The organism is Mycobacterium sp. OAE908 (genome assembly GCF_017872775.1).
GTDB lineage: Bacteria > Actinomycetota > Actinomycetes > Mycobacteriales > Mycobacteriaceae > Mycobacterium.
Genome location: NZ_JAGGJL010000001.1, coordinates 303,201 through 316,373, shown reverse-complemented (window position 1 = coordinate 316,373; position 13,173 = coordinate 303,201). Strand labels below are relative to the sequence as shown.

General features: G+C 66.3%; 14 protein-coding genes. 8 read left to right on the top strand and 6 right to left on the bottom strand.

Features of this window, described 5'->3' with window-relative positions; all coding sequences use genetic code 11:
* The first annotated feature begins 70 nt into the window (after positions 1–70).
* The 3 genes from J3E61_RS01500 to J3E61_RS01490 are packed head-to-tail and all read left to right on the top strand — an operon-like array spanning position 71 to position 3,153.
* Positions 71–1,216 (top strand): acetyl-CoA C-acyltransferase, encoded by a 1,146-nt coding sequence (locus J3E61_RS01500; RefSeq protein WP_210082355.1) that lies wholly within the window; start codon positions 71–73, stop codon positions 1,214–1,216.
* The gene (locus J3E61_RS01495) at positions 1,213–2,010 is read left to right on the top strand and encodes a crotonase/enoyl-CoA hydratase family protein (RefSeq protein WP_210082354.1); all 798 of its coding nucleotides are present in this window, start codon (positions 1,213–1,215) and stop codon (positions 2,008–2,010) included. Before J3E61_RS01500 ends, J3E61_RS01495 begins: the two co-directional genes overlap by 4 nt.
* Positions 2,011–3,153 (top strand): acyl-CoA dehydrogenase family protein, encoded by a 1,143-nt coding sequence (locus tag J3E61_RS01490; protein ID WP_192726779.1) that lies wholly within the window; start codon positions 2,011–2,013, stop codon positions 3,151–3,153.
* Positions 3,154–3,198: 45 nt separating this feature from the next.
* Here the strand turns inward: J3E61_RS01490 and J3E61_RS01485 are convergent, their stop codons facing one another.
* A complete protein-coding gene (locus J3E61_RS01485) occupies positions 3,199–3,933 on the bottom strand; it encodes a fasciclin domain-containing protein (RefSeq protein WP_210082353.1) in 735 nt (244 codons plus the stop codon).
* Positions 3,934–4,010: 77 nt separating this feature from the next.
* Positions 4,011–5,288, bottom strand: coding sequence for an MFS transporter (locus J3E61_RS01480; protein WP_210085383.1), 1,278 nt, complete (start codon positions 5,286–5,288; stop codon positions 4,011–4,013).
* 81 nt (positions 5,289–5,369) lie between these two features.
* Between J3E61_RS01480 and J3E61_RS01475 the strand changes: the two genes are divergently transcribed.
* Together J3E61_RS01475 and J3E61_RS01470 are read left to right on the top strand one after the other, a co-directional pair.
* Entirely contained in the window at positions 5,370–6,326 is a 957-nt protein-coding gene (locus J3E61_RS01475) for a helix-turn-helix domain-containing protein (protein WP_210082352.1), read from the top strand.
* A gap of 58 nt (positions 6,327–6,384) precedes the next feature.
* Positions 6,385–6,909 carry a gamma carbonic anhydrase family protein gene (locus J3E61_RS01470; RefSeq protein ID WP_210082351.1) on the top strand — a complete coding sequence of 175 codons (525 nt, stop codon included), beginning with the start codon at positions 6,385–6,387 and terminating at the stop codon, positions 6,907–6,909.
* Here J3E61_RS01470 and J3E61_RS01465 read toward each other — a convergent pair.
* The gene (locus tag J3E61_RS01465) at positions 6,906–7,937 is read right to left on the bottom strand and encodes an aldo/keto reductase (RefSeq protein ID WP_210082350.1); all 1,032 of its coding nucleotides are present in this window, start codon (positions 7,935–7,937) and stop codon (positions 6,906–6,908) included. The two genes, J3E61_RS01470 and J3E61_RS01465, sit on opposite strands and share 4 nt — an antisense overlap.
* A gap of 90 nt (positions 7,938–8,027) precedes the next feature.
* On the opposite strand from J3E61_RS01465, the gene J3E61_RS01460 reads away from it, so the two are divergent.
* Genes J3E61_RS01460 through J3E61_RS01450 form a run of 3 tightly spaced genes read left to right on the top strand, consistent with a single transcriptional unit; the run spans position 8,028 to position 10,542 of the window.
* Positions 8,028–8,639 (top strand): TetR/AcrR family transcriptional regulator C-terminal ligand-binding domain-containing protein, encoded by a 612-nt coding sequence (locus J3E61_RS01460; RefSeq protein WP_210082349.1) that lies wholly within the window; start codon positions 8,028–8,030, stop codon positions 8,637–8,639.
* A 38-nt stretch (positions 8,640–8,677) separates the two neighbouring features.
* Positions 8,678–9,820 (top strand): NAD(P)H-binding protein, encoded by a 1,143-nt coding sequence (locus J3E61_RS01455; protein ID WP_210082348.1) that lies wholly within the window; start codon positions 8,678–8,680, stop codon positions 9,818–9,820.
* Positions 9,821–9,822: 2 nt separating this feature from the next.
* On the top strand, positions 9,823–10,542 hold the full coding sequence (locus J3E61_RS01450) for a CPBP family intramembrane metalloprotease (protein ID WP_210082347.1): 720 nt from the start codon (positions 9,823–9,825) through the stop codon (positions 10,540–10,542).
* Here J3E61_RS01450 and tet(V) read toward each other — a convergent pair.
* The 3 genes from tet(V) to J3E61_RS01435 all read right to left on the bottom strand — a co-directional run bounded on the left by tet(V) (position 10,539) and on the right by J3E61_RS01435 (position 13,158).
* On the bottom strand, positions 10,539–11,822 hold the full coding sequence (gene tet(V), locus J3E61_RS01445) for a tetracycline efflux MFS transporter Tet(V) (protein WP_210082346.1): 1,284 nt from the start codon (positions 11,820–11,822) through the stop codon (positions 10,539–10,541). The two genes, J3E61_RS01450 and tet(V), sit on opposite strands and share 4 nt — an antisense overlap.
* A 44-nt stretch (positions 11,823–11,866) precedes the next feature.
* Positions 11,867–12,226: a hypothetical protein gene (locus tag J3E61_RS01440; protein WP_210082345.1), complete on the bottom strand. Its 360-nt coding sequence runs from the start codon at positions 12,224–12,226 to the stop codon at positions 11,867–11,869.
* Positions 12,227–12,336: 110 nt separating this feature from the next.
* Positions 12,337–13,158: an enoyl-CoA hydratase gene (locus J3E61_RS01435; RefSeq protein WP_210082344.1), complete on the bottom strand. Its 822-nt coding sequence runs from the start codon at positions 13,156–13,158 to the stop codon at positions 12,337–12,339.
* Positions 13,159–13,173 lie beyond the last annotated feature (15 nt).

The window sequence follows — 13,173 nt, the reverse complement described above, 5'->3', positions numbered from 1 at the left end:
CCAGTAGGTTGACCTAGTAAACTTTGTTGCTCTACCTTCGGGGAAACACCACGTTCAAAGGAGAAGTGTCATGGCTGAAGCCGTCATCGTCGAGGCTGTGCGGTCGCCTGTCGGCAAGCGCAACGGTGGGCTGTCGGGTGTGCATCCCGGTGAGCTGTCCGCGCAGGTGCTCAACGGACTTGCCGAGCGCACCGGCATCGACCCCGGGATCGTCGACGACGTGATCTGGGGCTGTGTGATGCAGGCCGGGGAACAGGCCCTCGACATCGCCCGCACCGCGGTGCTGGCGGCCGGCTGGCCCGAGAGCGTGCCGGGTGTGACCGTCGATCGGCAGTGCGGATCCAGCCAGCAGTCGATCCACTTCGCGGCGGCAGGCGTCGTCGCCGGGCATTACGACGTGGTGGTCGCAGGCGGTGTCGAGGTGATGTCACGGGTGCCGATGGGCTCATCGTTGGCCAACGGTGGCCACCCGTACCCCGAGGCGTTCCGCAACCGCTACAGCCAGACCCCGAACCAGGGCATCGGCGCCGAGATGATCGCAGACCAGTGGGGTTTCGACCGCACCATGGTCGACCAGTTCTCGCTCGGCTCACACGAAAAAGCCGCGGCGGCACAGGATTCCGGTGCATTCGATGACCAGATCGTGGCGATCAAGGACCAGGACGGCAATCCAGTGCTCAAGGATGAGGGCATTCGCCGCGGCACCACGATCGAGAAGATGGGCCAGCTGAAGCCGGCCTTCAAGGAGGACGGCGTCATCCACGCGGGCAACTCGTCGCAGATCTCCGACGGATCGGCCGCGATCCTGTTCATGTCCGCCGAGAAGGCGAAGTCGTTGGGCCTCAAGCCGCTAGCCAAGGTGCACACCGCAGTGCTGGCCGGTGCTGATCCGGTGATCATGCTGACCGCACCGATCCCCGCCACGCAGAAGGCGCTGAAGCGCTCCGGCCTCTCGATCGATGAGATCGGCGTGTTCGAGGTCAACGAGGCGTTCGCCCCGGTACCGATGGCGTGGCTGAAGGACATCGGCGCCGACGAGAAGAAGCTCAACCCCAACGGCGGCGCGATCGCCCTCGGCCATCCGCTCGGTGGCTCCGGCGCCCGCATCATGACCACGATGCTGTATCACATGCGGGACAAGGGAATTCAATACGGCTTGCAGACGATGTGCGAGGGCGGCGGCCAGGCCAACGCCACGATCATCGAGCTGCTGTGACATCAGACGTTCAGGCACCCGCCGCTCTCACCGAGCGGCGGGGCAACGTCTTGATCATCACGATCAACCGGCCCGAGGCCCGCAACGCGGTCAACAGTGCGGTGAGTACCGCCGTCGGTGACGCGCTGCAGGCGGCGCAGGATGATCCCGACGTGCGGGCTGTCATCATCACCGGCGCCGGCGAATCCTTCTGCGCCGGAGCTGATCTCAAGGCCATCTCCCGCCGGGAGAATCTGTTCCATCCCGATCACGGCGAGTGGGGCTTCGCGGGATACGTGCACCATTACATCGACAAGCCGACCATCGCCGCCGTGAACGGCACCGCGCTCGGCGGCGGCTCGGAGCTGGCACTCGCCAGTGACCTCGTTGTCGCGGAGGAGCGCGCGAAATTCGGCCTGCCAGAAGTGAAGCGGGGACTGATCGCCGCCGCTGGCGGAGTGTTCCGCATCGTCGATCATCTGCCCCGCAAGGTAGCGATGGAGTTGATCTTCACCGGCGAGCCGATGAGTTCGGCCGACGCGCTGAAGTGGGGGCTGATCAATGAGGTCGTACCCGACGGCACCGCGGTGGAGGCGGCTCTCGCGCTCGCCGAACGCATCACGTGCAACGCGCCGCTTGCCGTGTGGGCGAGCAAGCGGGTCGCGATGGGCGTCGACGACGGGGTGATCACCGGCGACGAGGCGGGCTGGGCGAGAACCATGCGCGAAATCGGGACGCTGATCCGTTCCGAGGACGCCAAAGAAGGACCGCTGGCGTTTGCGGAGAAACGTCAGCCCGTATGGAAAGCAAAATAAATGAAGCGTCTGGTATTCGAAGCCGAGCATGACCAACTGCGCGAGACCGCGCGCCAGTTCCTGGAAAAGGAATGCGCGCCGCACGTCGAGAAGTGGGAGAGCGAACGCCTCGTCGACCGCGAATCCTACGTGGCCGCAGGCAAATACGGCCTGATCGGGTTCAACATGCCCGAGGAGTACGGCGGCGGCGGCGTCGATGACTTCAGGTTCAACGCGGTGATCGTCGAGGAGTTTTCGAAGTTCGGTCCCGCGACCCCGGGGGTGAGTCTGCAGAACGACATCGTCGGGCCGTACTTCGCGTCGCTGGCCACCGACGAGCAGAAGGAGCGGTGGCTGCCGGGCTACATCACCGGTGAGCTGATCGGCGCGATCGCGATGACGGAACCCGGCGCGGGCAGCGACCTGGCCGGCATCAAGACCACGGCCGTTCGCGACGGCGATGACTGGATCCTCAACGGCTCCAAGACATTCATCTCAGCGGGCATCAACAGCGACCTGGTGATCGTGGTGGCCCGCACCGACCCAGAAGCCGGCCACAAGGGTTTCTCGCTGCTGGTCGTCGAGCGCGGCATGGAGGGCTTCGAGCGCGGACGCAAGCTCGACAAGATGGGCCTGCACGCCGCAGACACCGCCGAGCTGCACTTCGAAAACGTCCGCGTGCCCGGCAACAACCTCCTCGGCGAGGAAGGCAAGGGCTTCTACCATCTGATGCACAACCTGCCGTCCGAGCGGTTGTCCATCGCGATCGCCGCGATCGCCGGTGCGCGTGAAACCTGGCGCGAGACACTGCAATACGTCAAGGACCGCAAGGCGTTCGGGCAGCCGATCGGCAGCTTTCAGCACAACCGGTTCCTGATGGCCGAGATGGACACCGAACTCGAGATCGCCGAGCAGTACATCGACCGGTGCCTGCGCGCCGCCGTCGACAAGGACCTGACCGCGGTGCAGGCGTCCAAGGCCAAGTGGTGGTGCACCGAGCTCGGCAAGCGCGTCGTCGACAACTGTGTACAGCTGCACGGCGGGTACGGCTACATGAACGAGTACAAGGTCGCCCGTGACTACGTCGACGTCCGAATCCAGACGATCTTCGGCGGTACGACCGAGATCATGAAGGAGATCATCGGCCGCGACCTCGGGCTCTAGCCGGCCGGCCGGCGTGGCCTCTAGCCGGCTCGGCCGGCGTGGCCTCTAGCCGGCCGGCGCGGGGGCCGGTGCCGCCGGTGCCTCCGTCGACGTGCTGGTGGTCGTCGTGGTGGTGGTCGTGGCGCTGGTGCCGGTCGGTGTGACCGGCTCCGGCGCCTGGTTCGGATCCAGCACCTGATCGATGATGTAGATCCGGGCGTTGTTGGCCTGGATGCCACCGCAGACGACCTTGGCCGTGTCGTTGACCTTGATGTCGCCGCCCTTGCCGGTCACCTTGATCTCGGCACCCTGCTGTGTGGGCCGCTGGCCCTTCAGGTCGTCGGGGCCGAGCAGGCCGAGGAAGGCGTGGTAGTAATCGAGCTTGTACAGCGCCGCGGGGTCGGCCGTGATGGTTGCGAGATCCGGCATCGCCGCGAAAGCGTCGTTCGTCGGGGCGAAGACGACGTACGGACCGCCGTCGAGCACCGAGAGGATGTTGACGGCCGGGTTGGCCCCACCGGAGATCAACGAGTTGAACGTCGAGATCTCGGGGATGCTGCCGAGCACCTGGCTGACGGGCTGCTTGGCGAAGGCCTTCCAGTTCGGCAACTCGGTCTTGAAGGCGTCACAGCCAGAGCCTTGAGGGTCGGGAATCGGCGCAACGGGCGTCGAGACGTCCGTCGGCGGCGGATCGGCGTACGCGTTGCCGGTGAACGGGGCGTTCAGCGCGAACGGCACCGATACGGCGATCGCGGCAATCCCGGCCGCGGCTCCCAATGCCTTGCTGGCGCGAGTCTTCAATGTCGGCTCCTTCGTCAGGTCGCATCGCATGTTAAGGGCAGCGAAGGCCCAATTCCAAAGTCGTTCCGACGGCCTGGTTACGTTACAGGTGCGCTGACCTGCACATTTCTGACTTGGCCACACAGCAGCGCAGCGACGAAACAGAGGCCGGCCGCCAGGTAGAACGCCATGTCGTAATTGCCCTGCAAATCCCGCAGCCGGCCCGCGCCAGCGGCGGCGATCGCGGCGCCGAGCTGGTGGGAGGCGAACACCCACCCGAACACGACGGGGGAGCGGGTACCGAAGTAGTTGCGGCACAGTACGATCGTCGGCGGCACTGTCGCGACCCAGTCCAGGCCGTAGAAGATGACGAACACCCAGGTGCTCGGTTCGGCCTGCGGCGAGAGCAGCACCGGGAGCAGCAGCAGGGATATGCCGCGGCCGGTGTAGTACACGACCAGCAGCAGCCGGGGGTCGACGCGGTCGGTCAGCCAGCCCGAGAACACCGTGCCCGCGACGTCGAGGATGCCGATCGTCGCCAGTAGTCCCGCAGCCACCGTGGTTGGCATGCCGTGGTCGTTGGCGGCGGGGATGAAGTGCGTGCCGATCAAGCCGTTCGTCGTCATTCCGCAGATCGCGAAGCTGCCCGCCAGCAGCCAGAAGGCCGGCACCCGAGCGCCGATGCGCAACCCGTCGAACGCGGCCTTGAAACTCGACGCGGGCACGACGGCGGGCTCGGTGGCCGTCCCGCCGTATGCCGTTAATCCCTTGTCCCGCGGGTAGTTTCGCATGAACACGAGCACCAACGGGACCACGCTGAGGGCCGCGGCGGCAACGATCAACGACGCCCACCGCCAACCGTGCCGGGTGGTCACCTCCGCGACGATCGGCAGGAAGATCAACTGCCCGGTCGCGCTCGCCGCGGTCAGCACACCGGTGACGAGGCCGCGGCGGGCCTCGAACCAGCGGGTCGCGACTGTCGCGACGAAGCCCATCGAGATCGAGCCTGTGCCGACGCCGACCAGCACGCCCCAGAGCAGCACCAGCTGCCAGCTCGCGGTCATCGTCACGCTGAGCGCCGACCCGGTCGCGATCAGCAGCAGCGCCACCGACAGCACCGGGCGCACACCGAACCGGTCCATCAGGGCCGCCGCGAACGGCGCGGTCAGCCCGAAGAGCGTCATGTTGACCGACATCGCCAGCCCGACCACCCCGTGCGACCAGCCGAATTCGTGGTGCAGCGGGTTCATCATCACGCCGGGCACCGAGCGGAACCCGGCCGCGCCGAGGATCGCGACGAAGCTGACGGCGGCCACCACCCAGGCCCAGTGAATCCGGGCCAAGGGCGTGCGTTTGCGTGCGGCGGTGAGCGTCACCGGATCACTGTCGCGGATCTGTCGAGCTGCGACTAGTGGCATGAATGACACTAATCATCAAAAACATGCCAAAATGGCGGCATGCATCGCGTCGCTGTCCTGTTGTTGCCTCCTGTGGTGGGGTTCGACGCGGCGATCCCGCCCTTGCTGTTCTCGAACGCGACCGACCCCGACGGCAACGCGCTCTACGAGGTCGTCACATGCGGGCTGACGCCGGGTCCGGTGACAGCGACGACGGGCTTCGCGGTGGTGCCTGAGGCGGGACCTGAGGCACTGGAGAGCGCAGACACGGTCGTCATCCCCGGCACGCGGTTCCCGTCGGCCCGCACCGAGGGGGTGGTCACACCTGAGGTGACCGAGGCGCTGGCGCGGATCCAGCCGGGCGCCCGCTTGGTGTCGATCTGCACGGGCGCGTTCATCCTCGCCGCGGCCGGACTGCTCGACGGGCGCCGTGCGACCACCCATTGGAAGTTCGCCGACGACATGCGACGGCTGCATCCGCGGGTGCTGATCGACGAGAATGTGTTGTTCGTCGACGAAGGAGATGTGCTCACCTCGGCTGGCCTTGCCGCGGGAATCGACTTGTGCCTGCACATAATTCGATCCGATCACGGTGCACAGGTGGCCAACGCGGTAGCCAGGTACTGCGTGGTGCCGCCGTGGCGAGAAGGTGGTCAGGCGCAGTTCATCGACAGGCACGTACCTGCGCCGGATCACTTTTCGACTGCGACGACGCGCGAGTGGGCGCTGCAACACCTCGACGAGGAGCTCACGGTGCAGCGGCTGGCGCGGCACGCGAAGATGAGCGCGCGCACGTTCAACCGTCGGTTCCGCGAAGAGACCGGGCAGTCGCCGGGCACGTGGATTCGTCAGCGTCGGATAGATCGCGCCCGCGAACTCTTGGAGTCGCGCGATCTACCGGTCGACGAGGTCGCACGGTTGTCTGGTCTCGGGACGGGCGGCAACCTGCGGCACCATCTGCGCCGCGGGATGGGCATATCACCGTCGAGCTATCGCAAGGTGTACCAAGGCGCCTAGTCCGGCCACGGCGGGCGGGCGACGAACCGGCAAACCGCGGGTGAATACGATGTCCGTCATGCCAGAGCCCCTGATCCTGCCCATCCGCGGGCGCGCGCCCCAGTTGCACGCCGAGTCGTGGGTCGCGCCGACTGCGAGCGTGATCGGCCCGGTCACGCTGGCCGCGAGGGCGAGCGTCTGGTACGGCGCGACGTTGCGCGCAGAGGCCGAACCGATCGAGATCGGCTTCGGCGCCAACGTCCAGGACGGCGCGACGATCCACGTCGACCCGGGTTTCCCGGCAAGTATCGGCGCCCATGTCAGCGTCGGGCACAACGCTGTTCTGCACGGCTGTGAGATCGAGGACGGCTGCCTCATCGGGATGGGGGCGGTGATCCTCAACGGTGCCAAGATCGGTGCGGGGTCGCTGATCGCTGCGAGTGCGTTGGTGCTGCAGGGCGTGGTGATCCCGCCGCGGTCGCTGGTGGCAGGCGTGCCGGGCAAGGTCCGTCGCGTACTGTCCGACGCCGAGGTCGCCCACAACCGCAACAATGCGCAGGTGTACCAGGCAATGACCGAACTGCACCGCGAGGCCCTCAGCTAGGCGCCGATCGGCGGATTGAGCCGCGTGAACCCCTCTTGCCGGAAGTACGGGAAGTAGGGGTACGGCGCTTCGCGTGAACTGACGGCATCCAGCCGGGCCATCTGGTCGGAATCGAGCCGCCAGCCGACGGCGCCGAGGTTGTCCCGTAGTTGCCTCTCGTCGCGCGCGCCGATGATCACCGACGCCACCGTCGGCCGACGAAGTAACCAATTCAACGCAATCTGAGCTACGGACTTGCTTGTCTCGGAAGCGATCTCATCCAGCACGTCGACGATCGCGTAGAGCTGATCGTCGTCGACCGGGGGGCCCGCGGCTGCGGTGGCACGCAGCCGGCTGCGTTCGGGCAACGGCGTGTCTCTGCGGATCTTTCCTGTCAGCCTGCCCCAGCCCAGCGGGCTCCACACGATTGCCCCGACGCCTTCGGCGACGCCGAGCGGCATCAGCTCCCATTCATAATCGCGGCCAACGAGTGAGTAATAGACCTGGTGCGCGATATACCGCGGCCGGTGGTCTGCGTCGGCAAGCGACAGCGACTTCATCAACTGCCAGCCCGAGAAGTTGGATGCGCCGGTGTAGCGCACCTTGCCCTGCTCGACGAGCATCTCCAGCGTCTGCAGTACTTCGTCGATGGGGGTGAACGCGTCGAAGCCGTGCAGTTGGAACAGGTCGATGTGGTCGGTCTGCAGCCGCTGAAGCGCACGGTCGACCGCACGCAACAGGCGGGGACGCGACGAGCCCCAGTCGTTGGGCCCGGTGGGCAGGCTGGCCTTGGTCGAAATCAGCACGTCGTCCCGCCGGCCGCGCAGCGCCTGGCCGAGTAATTCTTCGGCTGCACCGTCGGAGTACACATCCGCCGTGTCGACGAGGTTGACTCCCGCTTCCAGGCTGATGTCGATGAGTTTGCGCGCCTGTTCGACGTCGGTGTTGCCCCAGGCACCGAAAAAATCCCCGACTCCCGCGAATGTAGCGGTGCCCAGGCTCAGTTCCGACACCACAAGTCCGGAGTCGCCAACTCTTCGATACTCCACGATCTCTCCTTAATAGGAATCCAGTCTCATTAGTCCTCGCCTCCCTCCAACCTGGACTAACGAAACTCTATTCCCGTTAATATCGATGGCATGAGCACCCCGGGCTCGCTGCGGCCGGGCGGACGAACGGCCGCCGTGCGGACTGCCGTGCTGCGTGCGGCCGGCGACATGCTGGTTGAGTCCGGTTTACACGGCCTGGAATTGACGGCCGTCGCCGAGCGGGCGGGGGTCGGCAAGTCGACGGTGTACCGGCGGTGGGGATCAGTGCCCGGGCTCGTCACCGATCTGCTGTGCGACATGGCCGCTCAGTCGCTGCCGCGTGCCGACACCGGATCGCTGCGGGGTGACCTGCGGGCGAACGCCGCCCTCGTGCGGCGGACTCTGGCGAACCCGCGGCAGGGCCGCCTGTTTAAGGCGATTATCGCGGCGTCGAGCTGCGATGACCGCACTGCGGCCGCGCTGTCGACGTTCTATGACCGTCGGGTCGCCGAGTGGTCGGTTTGCGTCGACGACGCGGTGGCGCGCGGTGAAGCGCCGGAGGGGACGGATGCGGCCGCCGCGATTCGGCAGGTCTCGGCGCCGCTCTACTATCAATTCCTCACCAGCACAAGGCCTCTCACCGCAAGAGATGCTGAGCGCGCTGTCGATGCCGCGATTTCGGCGATTACTGCCGGGGTTTTCGTGCGTGGCCGCCGCCGATAATTTGATTCCGAATCGACAGCTGCGGGTACCTCCGTACGGTGACTCCCGTGCGAACTCTGGTTACCGGTGCGACCGGTTACGTCGGCTCCCGGCTCGTCAGTGCGCTGCTGGACGAGGGCCATGACGTGATCGCCGCCACCCGGAACCCCGATCGGCTGGTGAACTTCGGCTGGCATGACCAGGTCACGGGCGTGACGCTCGACGCGCACGACGAAGAGTCGGCCAAGCAGGCGTTCGCCGATGCCGGTGCCGTCGATGTCCTCTACTACCTGGTGCACGGCATCGGCCAACCCGACTTCCGCGAGGCCGACAACCGCGCCGCGGCCAACGTCGCCAACGCTGCGAAGGACGCCGGGGTGCGGCGCATCGTGTATCTGGGCGGCTTCGTCCCAGATGACGACGAACTCTCCGAACACCTGACCAGCCGCGCCGAGGTGGCGCACGCGTTGAGCGTCGACGGCGGACCCGATGTGGTGTGGCTGGGCGCGGCGATGATCATCGGGGCGGGATCGACGTCGTTCGAGATGCTCCGTTACGTCAGCGACCGGTTCGTGCTGATTCCGATGCCCGCGTGGTCGGCGAACCCGATGGACCCGATCTCGATCCGCGATGTGCTGTATTACCTCGTCGCTGCGGCTGACTCTGCGCGAGTACCCGCCGGTGCCTATGACATCTTCGGCCCCGAGACGACGTCCTACAGTGAATTGCTGCGTACCTATGCGCGGATTTCCGGCCACTGGCGCGCGGAGCTGCCGGTACCCATGGTCGACACCGGTGTGGTGTCCTGGATGACGGCGGCCGTGCTACCGGTGCCCGGCGGCCTGGCATCGGATCTGGTTGAGTCCCTTGACTATCCGATGATGGCGTCGGACGCACGACTGCGTGATGTGGTGCCCGACCCGCCGGGTGGACTGGTGGGCATCGACGACGCGATAGCTCGTTCGTTGTCCAGTGATCGGCCGCGACCGGTCAATGATCTCGCCGATCCGCATCACCTCGCCGACTCCGACCCGTCGTGGGCCGGCGGCGACACGGCCCGCATTCGGCAACTGGCGCAGGCGATTACGCCGTCGATCATGTGGCCCGCGCTCGGGCTGCTCGGGCTTGTGCCGGGACCGGTCGCGGGCGCAGTGCGCACCGGGCTCGACACGGTGATCAACCTCGCGCCGAAGGCGGGTTGAGAATGTCTCAATCCACCGCCACTCGGCCCGGTTGGCTCGCCGAGGTGAAGGAGATTGTGGGTGCCTGTCCAGTCCCGCACCACGAACCGCCTGCAGTCGTGCGGCGGCGCCGGATCGTCGTCGCGATCGTCCTCGTCATCGGTGCTGCGCTGCTTGGATATTCGCTCACACGGCGACCTGGGGACGAGTCGTTCTACTGGTTGACGCTCGCCCTGGCGGCAGTTTGGGCGGTGGGCGCGCTGCTTTCGGGACCCCTGCATCTCGGCTGTATCCGATTCCGCGGGCGCAACCAACGTCCACTGATCACCGGCGCGGCGGTTGGCTTGCTGTTGGGCGGCGCTTTCCTTATCGGCGGCCTGATCGCGCGTGAGATTCCCGGCGTACGCGAATACATCACGCAGGTACTGGAATTCGCCCGTTATGGCCCGCTGGCGTTGGTCGTGTTCATCACCGTGATCAACGGAATCACGGAAGAGATGTTCTTCCGTGGTGCCCTGTACACCGCGTTGGGCAAGGCCTATCCGGTGGTGATCTCGACGGTCATCTACGTGATCACGACAGCGACCACCAGTAATCCGATGCTCGGCTTCGCCGCTGTGATACTTGGTGCGGTGTGCGCATGCGCCCGCCGCATCACCGGCGGTGTACTCGCTCCCATGCTGATCCACTTCTTCTGGGGTCTGGTCATGGTGCTCGCATTGCCCCCGATTTTCGGCGTCTAGCGCAGCGGGTGGGCCACCTCATCGCGGCGCATCCGAGCCGCATACATGGCGACGGCCGCGAGCACCACCGGCACGATCCCGGCCACCAAGAAGATCGTTTGCATGGAAACGACTTTCGACAGCGGACCGACGATCGCGAACGACACCGGCATGAACGCCAGCGACACGAAGAAGTCCAGGCTCGACACGCGGCCCAGCATCTCCGTCGGGACGCGCCGCTGCAGCAGCGTGCCCCAGATGACCATGCCTGCGCCGTCAGTGACACCGATGACGAACGTCGCCGCTGCCATCAACGGGAACGACGAGGTGATCCCGACGATCACGAGTGGTATCGAGCCGACGCTCCACATCGTCATCATCACCGAGAGATAGCGCCGCGGCAGTCGTCGCGACGAAACCGCGAGCGCGCCCAATGCGCTGCCGACGCCGAAGAACGCCAGGATGAAGCCGAACGTGCGGGCGCCGTCCTCGAAGCGTTGCTTGGCGATGAAGGGCAGCAGCACTTCGATCGGGCCGAGCACCACGAGCACGAACATGCTCGCGAACAGCAGCGTCCACAACAGCCACGGCGTGCGGATCATGAACACGAATCCTTCGCGAAGGTCCCGCAGCAGATGGGGCTGATCCGGTTGGTGCACAGCCGCTTTCACCGCTGGCCTGGTGGCCACCAGCAATGTCAGGCCGATCGCGAACAATGCCGCGACCACGACGGCGCCCAACGAAGGGAATGTCGCGCCGACGACGAGGCCGGCGATCGCGGGCCCAACAGCGCGCTGAAACACCGGACGCACGACACCTTCGACACCGTTGGCGGCGAGCAACTGTTCGGCGGGCAGGATCCTGGGCAGGATCGCGCTGTAGGCGGGGAAGAAGAACGCCGCCGCGATGCCGAGCGCAGCGGCAGCCACCGCCATATGCCAGATCCTCAGGGCGCCGGTGAGTCCGAGGACCGCGACGGTCGACACCGCGATCAAGTTGACCGTCTCGACGGCAATGATGATGGCGCGCTGACTGATTCGGTCGGCAGCCAGCCCGCCGACCAACACGAACGTGACAAGGCCTGCGCCAAGGCAGGTGGCGACCAGCGACAGCGACGCGGGGTCGTTGTCGAGTTCGATGACCTGCAACGCCATCACGACGGCCCACATGCCTTCGGCGAAGATCGACAACGACACCGCGGCGATCAGCAGGCGGTACTCGCGGAATCTGAAGGGTGCGAGCACGCGCCAGCCGCCGGCGTCGACCACCGGCTGTTCGATCTCGAATTGCGTACTCACCATGAGATGGTCGCGGAGCGACGATGCTCCAGTCCACCGAATTTCGGCTAGTAGGCGAGCCGCCCCAGGTCTGGGTGGGTGACGATGATTGCTCCGGGACGAGGTGTGCGACCGGAATCGGAATCGGCCGGCGGCCAGATGCAGAAGCCGTGGTGATAGTCGCTCGTGCTCCACGACCCACCGGTGGTGAGGCAGCAGTCGTGGGTGGCGCTGTCGGCGTCGTCCTGTGTCGGCGGATCGTGCGGGGCGTGCGAGATCATCTCCTTGTAGCACGCTAGGAACGCGCCTTGACCTTGGTTGTTGTCGACGGCATGCGCCGTCGCCGCTGAGCTGATGCCGAACGCCGCCGCGAATAGCGATACGGACGCGAGTCGAAGCCACCGGCGGCAGGTGTCGTTGCTGGTCATGACTACTCCTTGAGGTGCGTCGCAGCCCCGGGTGGGCTGCGTTCACCTCGTAGGAGCACGCGCTACCGGCGATTCCCACAGTTTTCTGTCGAGCAGTTTTTGCGAGCCGCTCAGGAGTCGGTGAAGGTCGCCGCCCGACGCTGCTGAAAGGCCCGGGTGCCCTCGCGGAAGTCCGCGGACTCGAGCAGCACCAACTGGCCCCGCTTCTCGCGTTCCAGCGCTGCCTCCAACTCCACCAGCGTCGCGGCGTTGATCGCGTCCTTGGTCTTGCGCAGCGCCACCGCGGGCCCTGACACCAGCGTTGAGATCACCTTGGCGACCTCGGCATCGAACTCGTCGGCCGGATACACCGCCGTGACCAGGCCCCAGTCGAACGCCTCCGCGGCTGAAATCCGTTCGGCCAGCAGTGCCATGCGCATCGCCCTGATCCGCCCGACCGCCGCGGCGATCAACGCCGAAGCACCACCGTCGGGCATCAGCCCGATCTTCGTGAACGCCAGCATGAAAAATGCTTTCTCCGAAGCCAATACGATGTCGGAGGCCAACGCCAGCGACGCGCCGACCCCTGCCGCCGGCCCCTGCACGACCGCGACCACCGGTTGCGGCAACGCCACGATCGAGCGGACCGCCCGATTTGCGGCGTCGAGCACATCGGCAGGCGTGCCTGCAGTACCTGGATTCGCGTGGTCTTCTTCGCTGATCCCTGCGCCCGACGAGAAACCGCGGCCCGCTCCGCCGAGGCGCACCACGCGCACCCGCGGGTCGTCCGCCGCCTGCTCCAGCGCATCGCCGATGCCCGCGAGCATCGCCGCGGTCAGCGAGTTCAGGCTGTCCGGACGGTTCAGCGTCACCGACAGCACACCGTCGGCAAGCTCGACGGAAAGGTCGTCGATGCTCGTGTACGCGCCCGCGCGGGAGTCCGTTGTCGTCATACCAGGCACCCTAGG

What these genes read in the sequence shown, in the direction of transcription:
- J3E61_RS01500 (WP_210082355.1), top strand. Translation starts at nt 71, where the DNA reads ATGGCTGAAGCCGTCATCGTCGAGGCTGTGCGGTCGCCTGTCGGCAAG.
- J3E61_RS01490 (WP_192726779.1), top strand. Translation starts at nt 2,011, where the DNA reads ATGAAGCGTCTGGTATTCGAAGCCGAGCATGACCAACTGCGCGAGACC.
- J3E61_RS01475 (WP_210082352.1), top strand. Translation starts at nt 5,370, where the DNA reads ATGCATCGCGTCGCTGTCCTGTTGTTGCCTCCTGTGGTGGGGTTCGAC.
- J3E61_RS01470 (WP_210082351.1), top strand. Translation starts at nt 6,385, where the DNA reads ATGCCAGAGCCCCTGATCCTGCCCATCCGCGGGCGCGCGCCCCAGTTG.
- J3E61_RS01460 (WP_210082349.1), top strand. Translation starts at nt 8,028, where the DNA reads ATGAGCACCCCGGGCTCGCTGCGGCCGGGCGGACGAACGGCCGCCGTG.
- J3E61_RS01450 (WP_210082347.1), top strand. Translation starts at nt 9,823, where the DNA reads ATGTCTCAATCCACCGCCACTCGGCCCGGTTGGCTCGCCGAGGTGAAG.
- J3E61_RS01440 (WP_210082345.1), bottom strand. Translation starts at nt 12,226, where the DNA reads ATGACCAGCAACGACACCTGCCGCCGGTGGCTTCGACTCGCGTCCGTA.
- J3E61_RS01435 (WP_210082344.1), bottom strand. Translation starts at nt 13,158, where the DNA reads ATGACGACAACGGACTCCCGCGCGGGCGCGTACACGAGCATCGACGAC.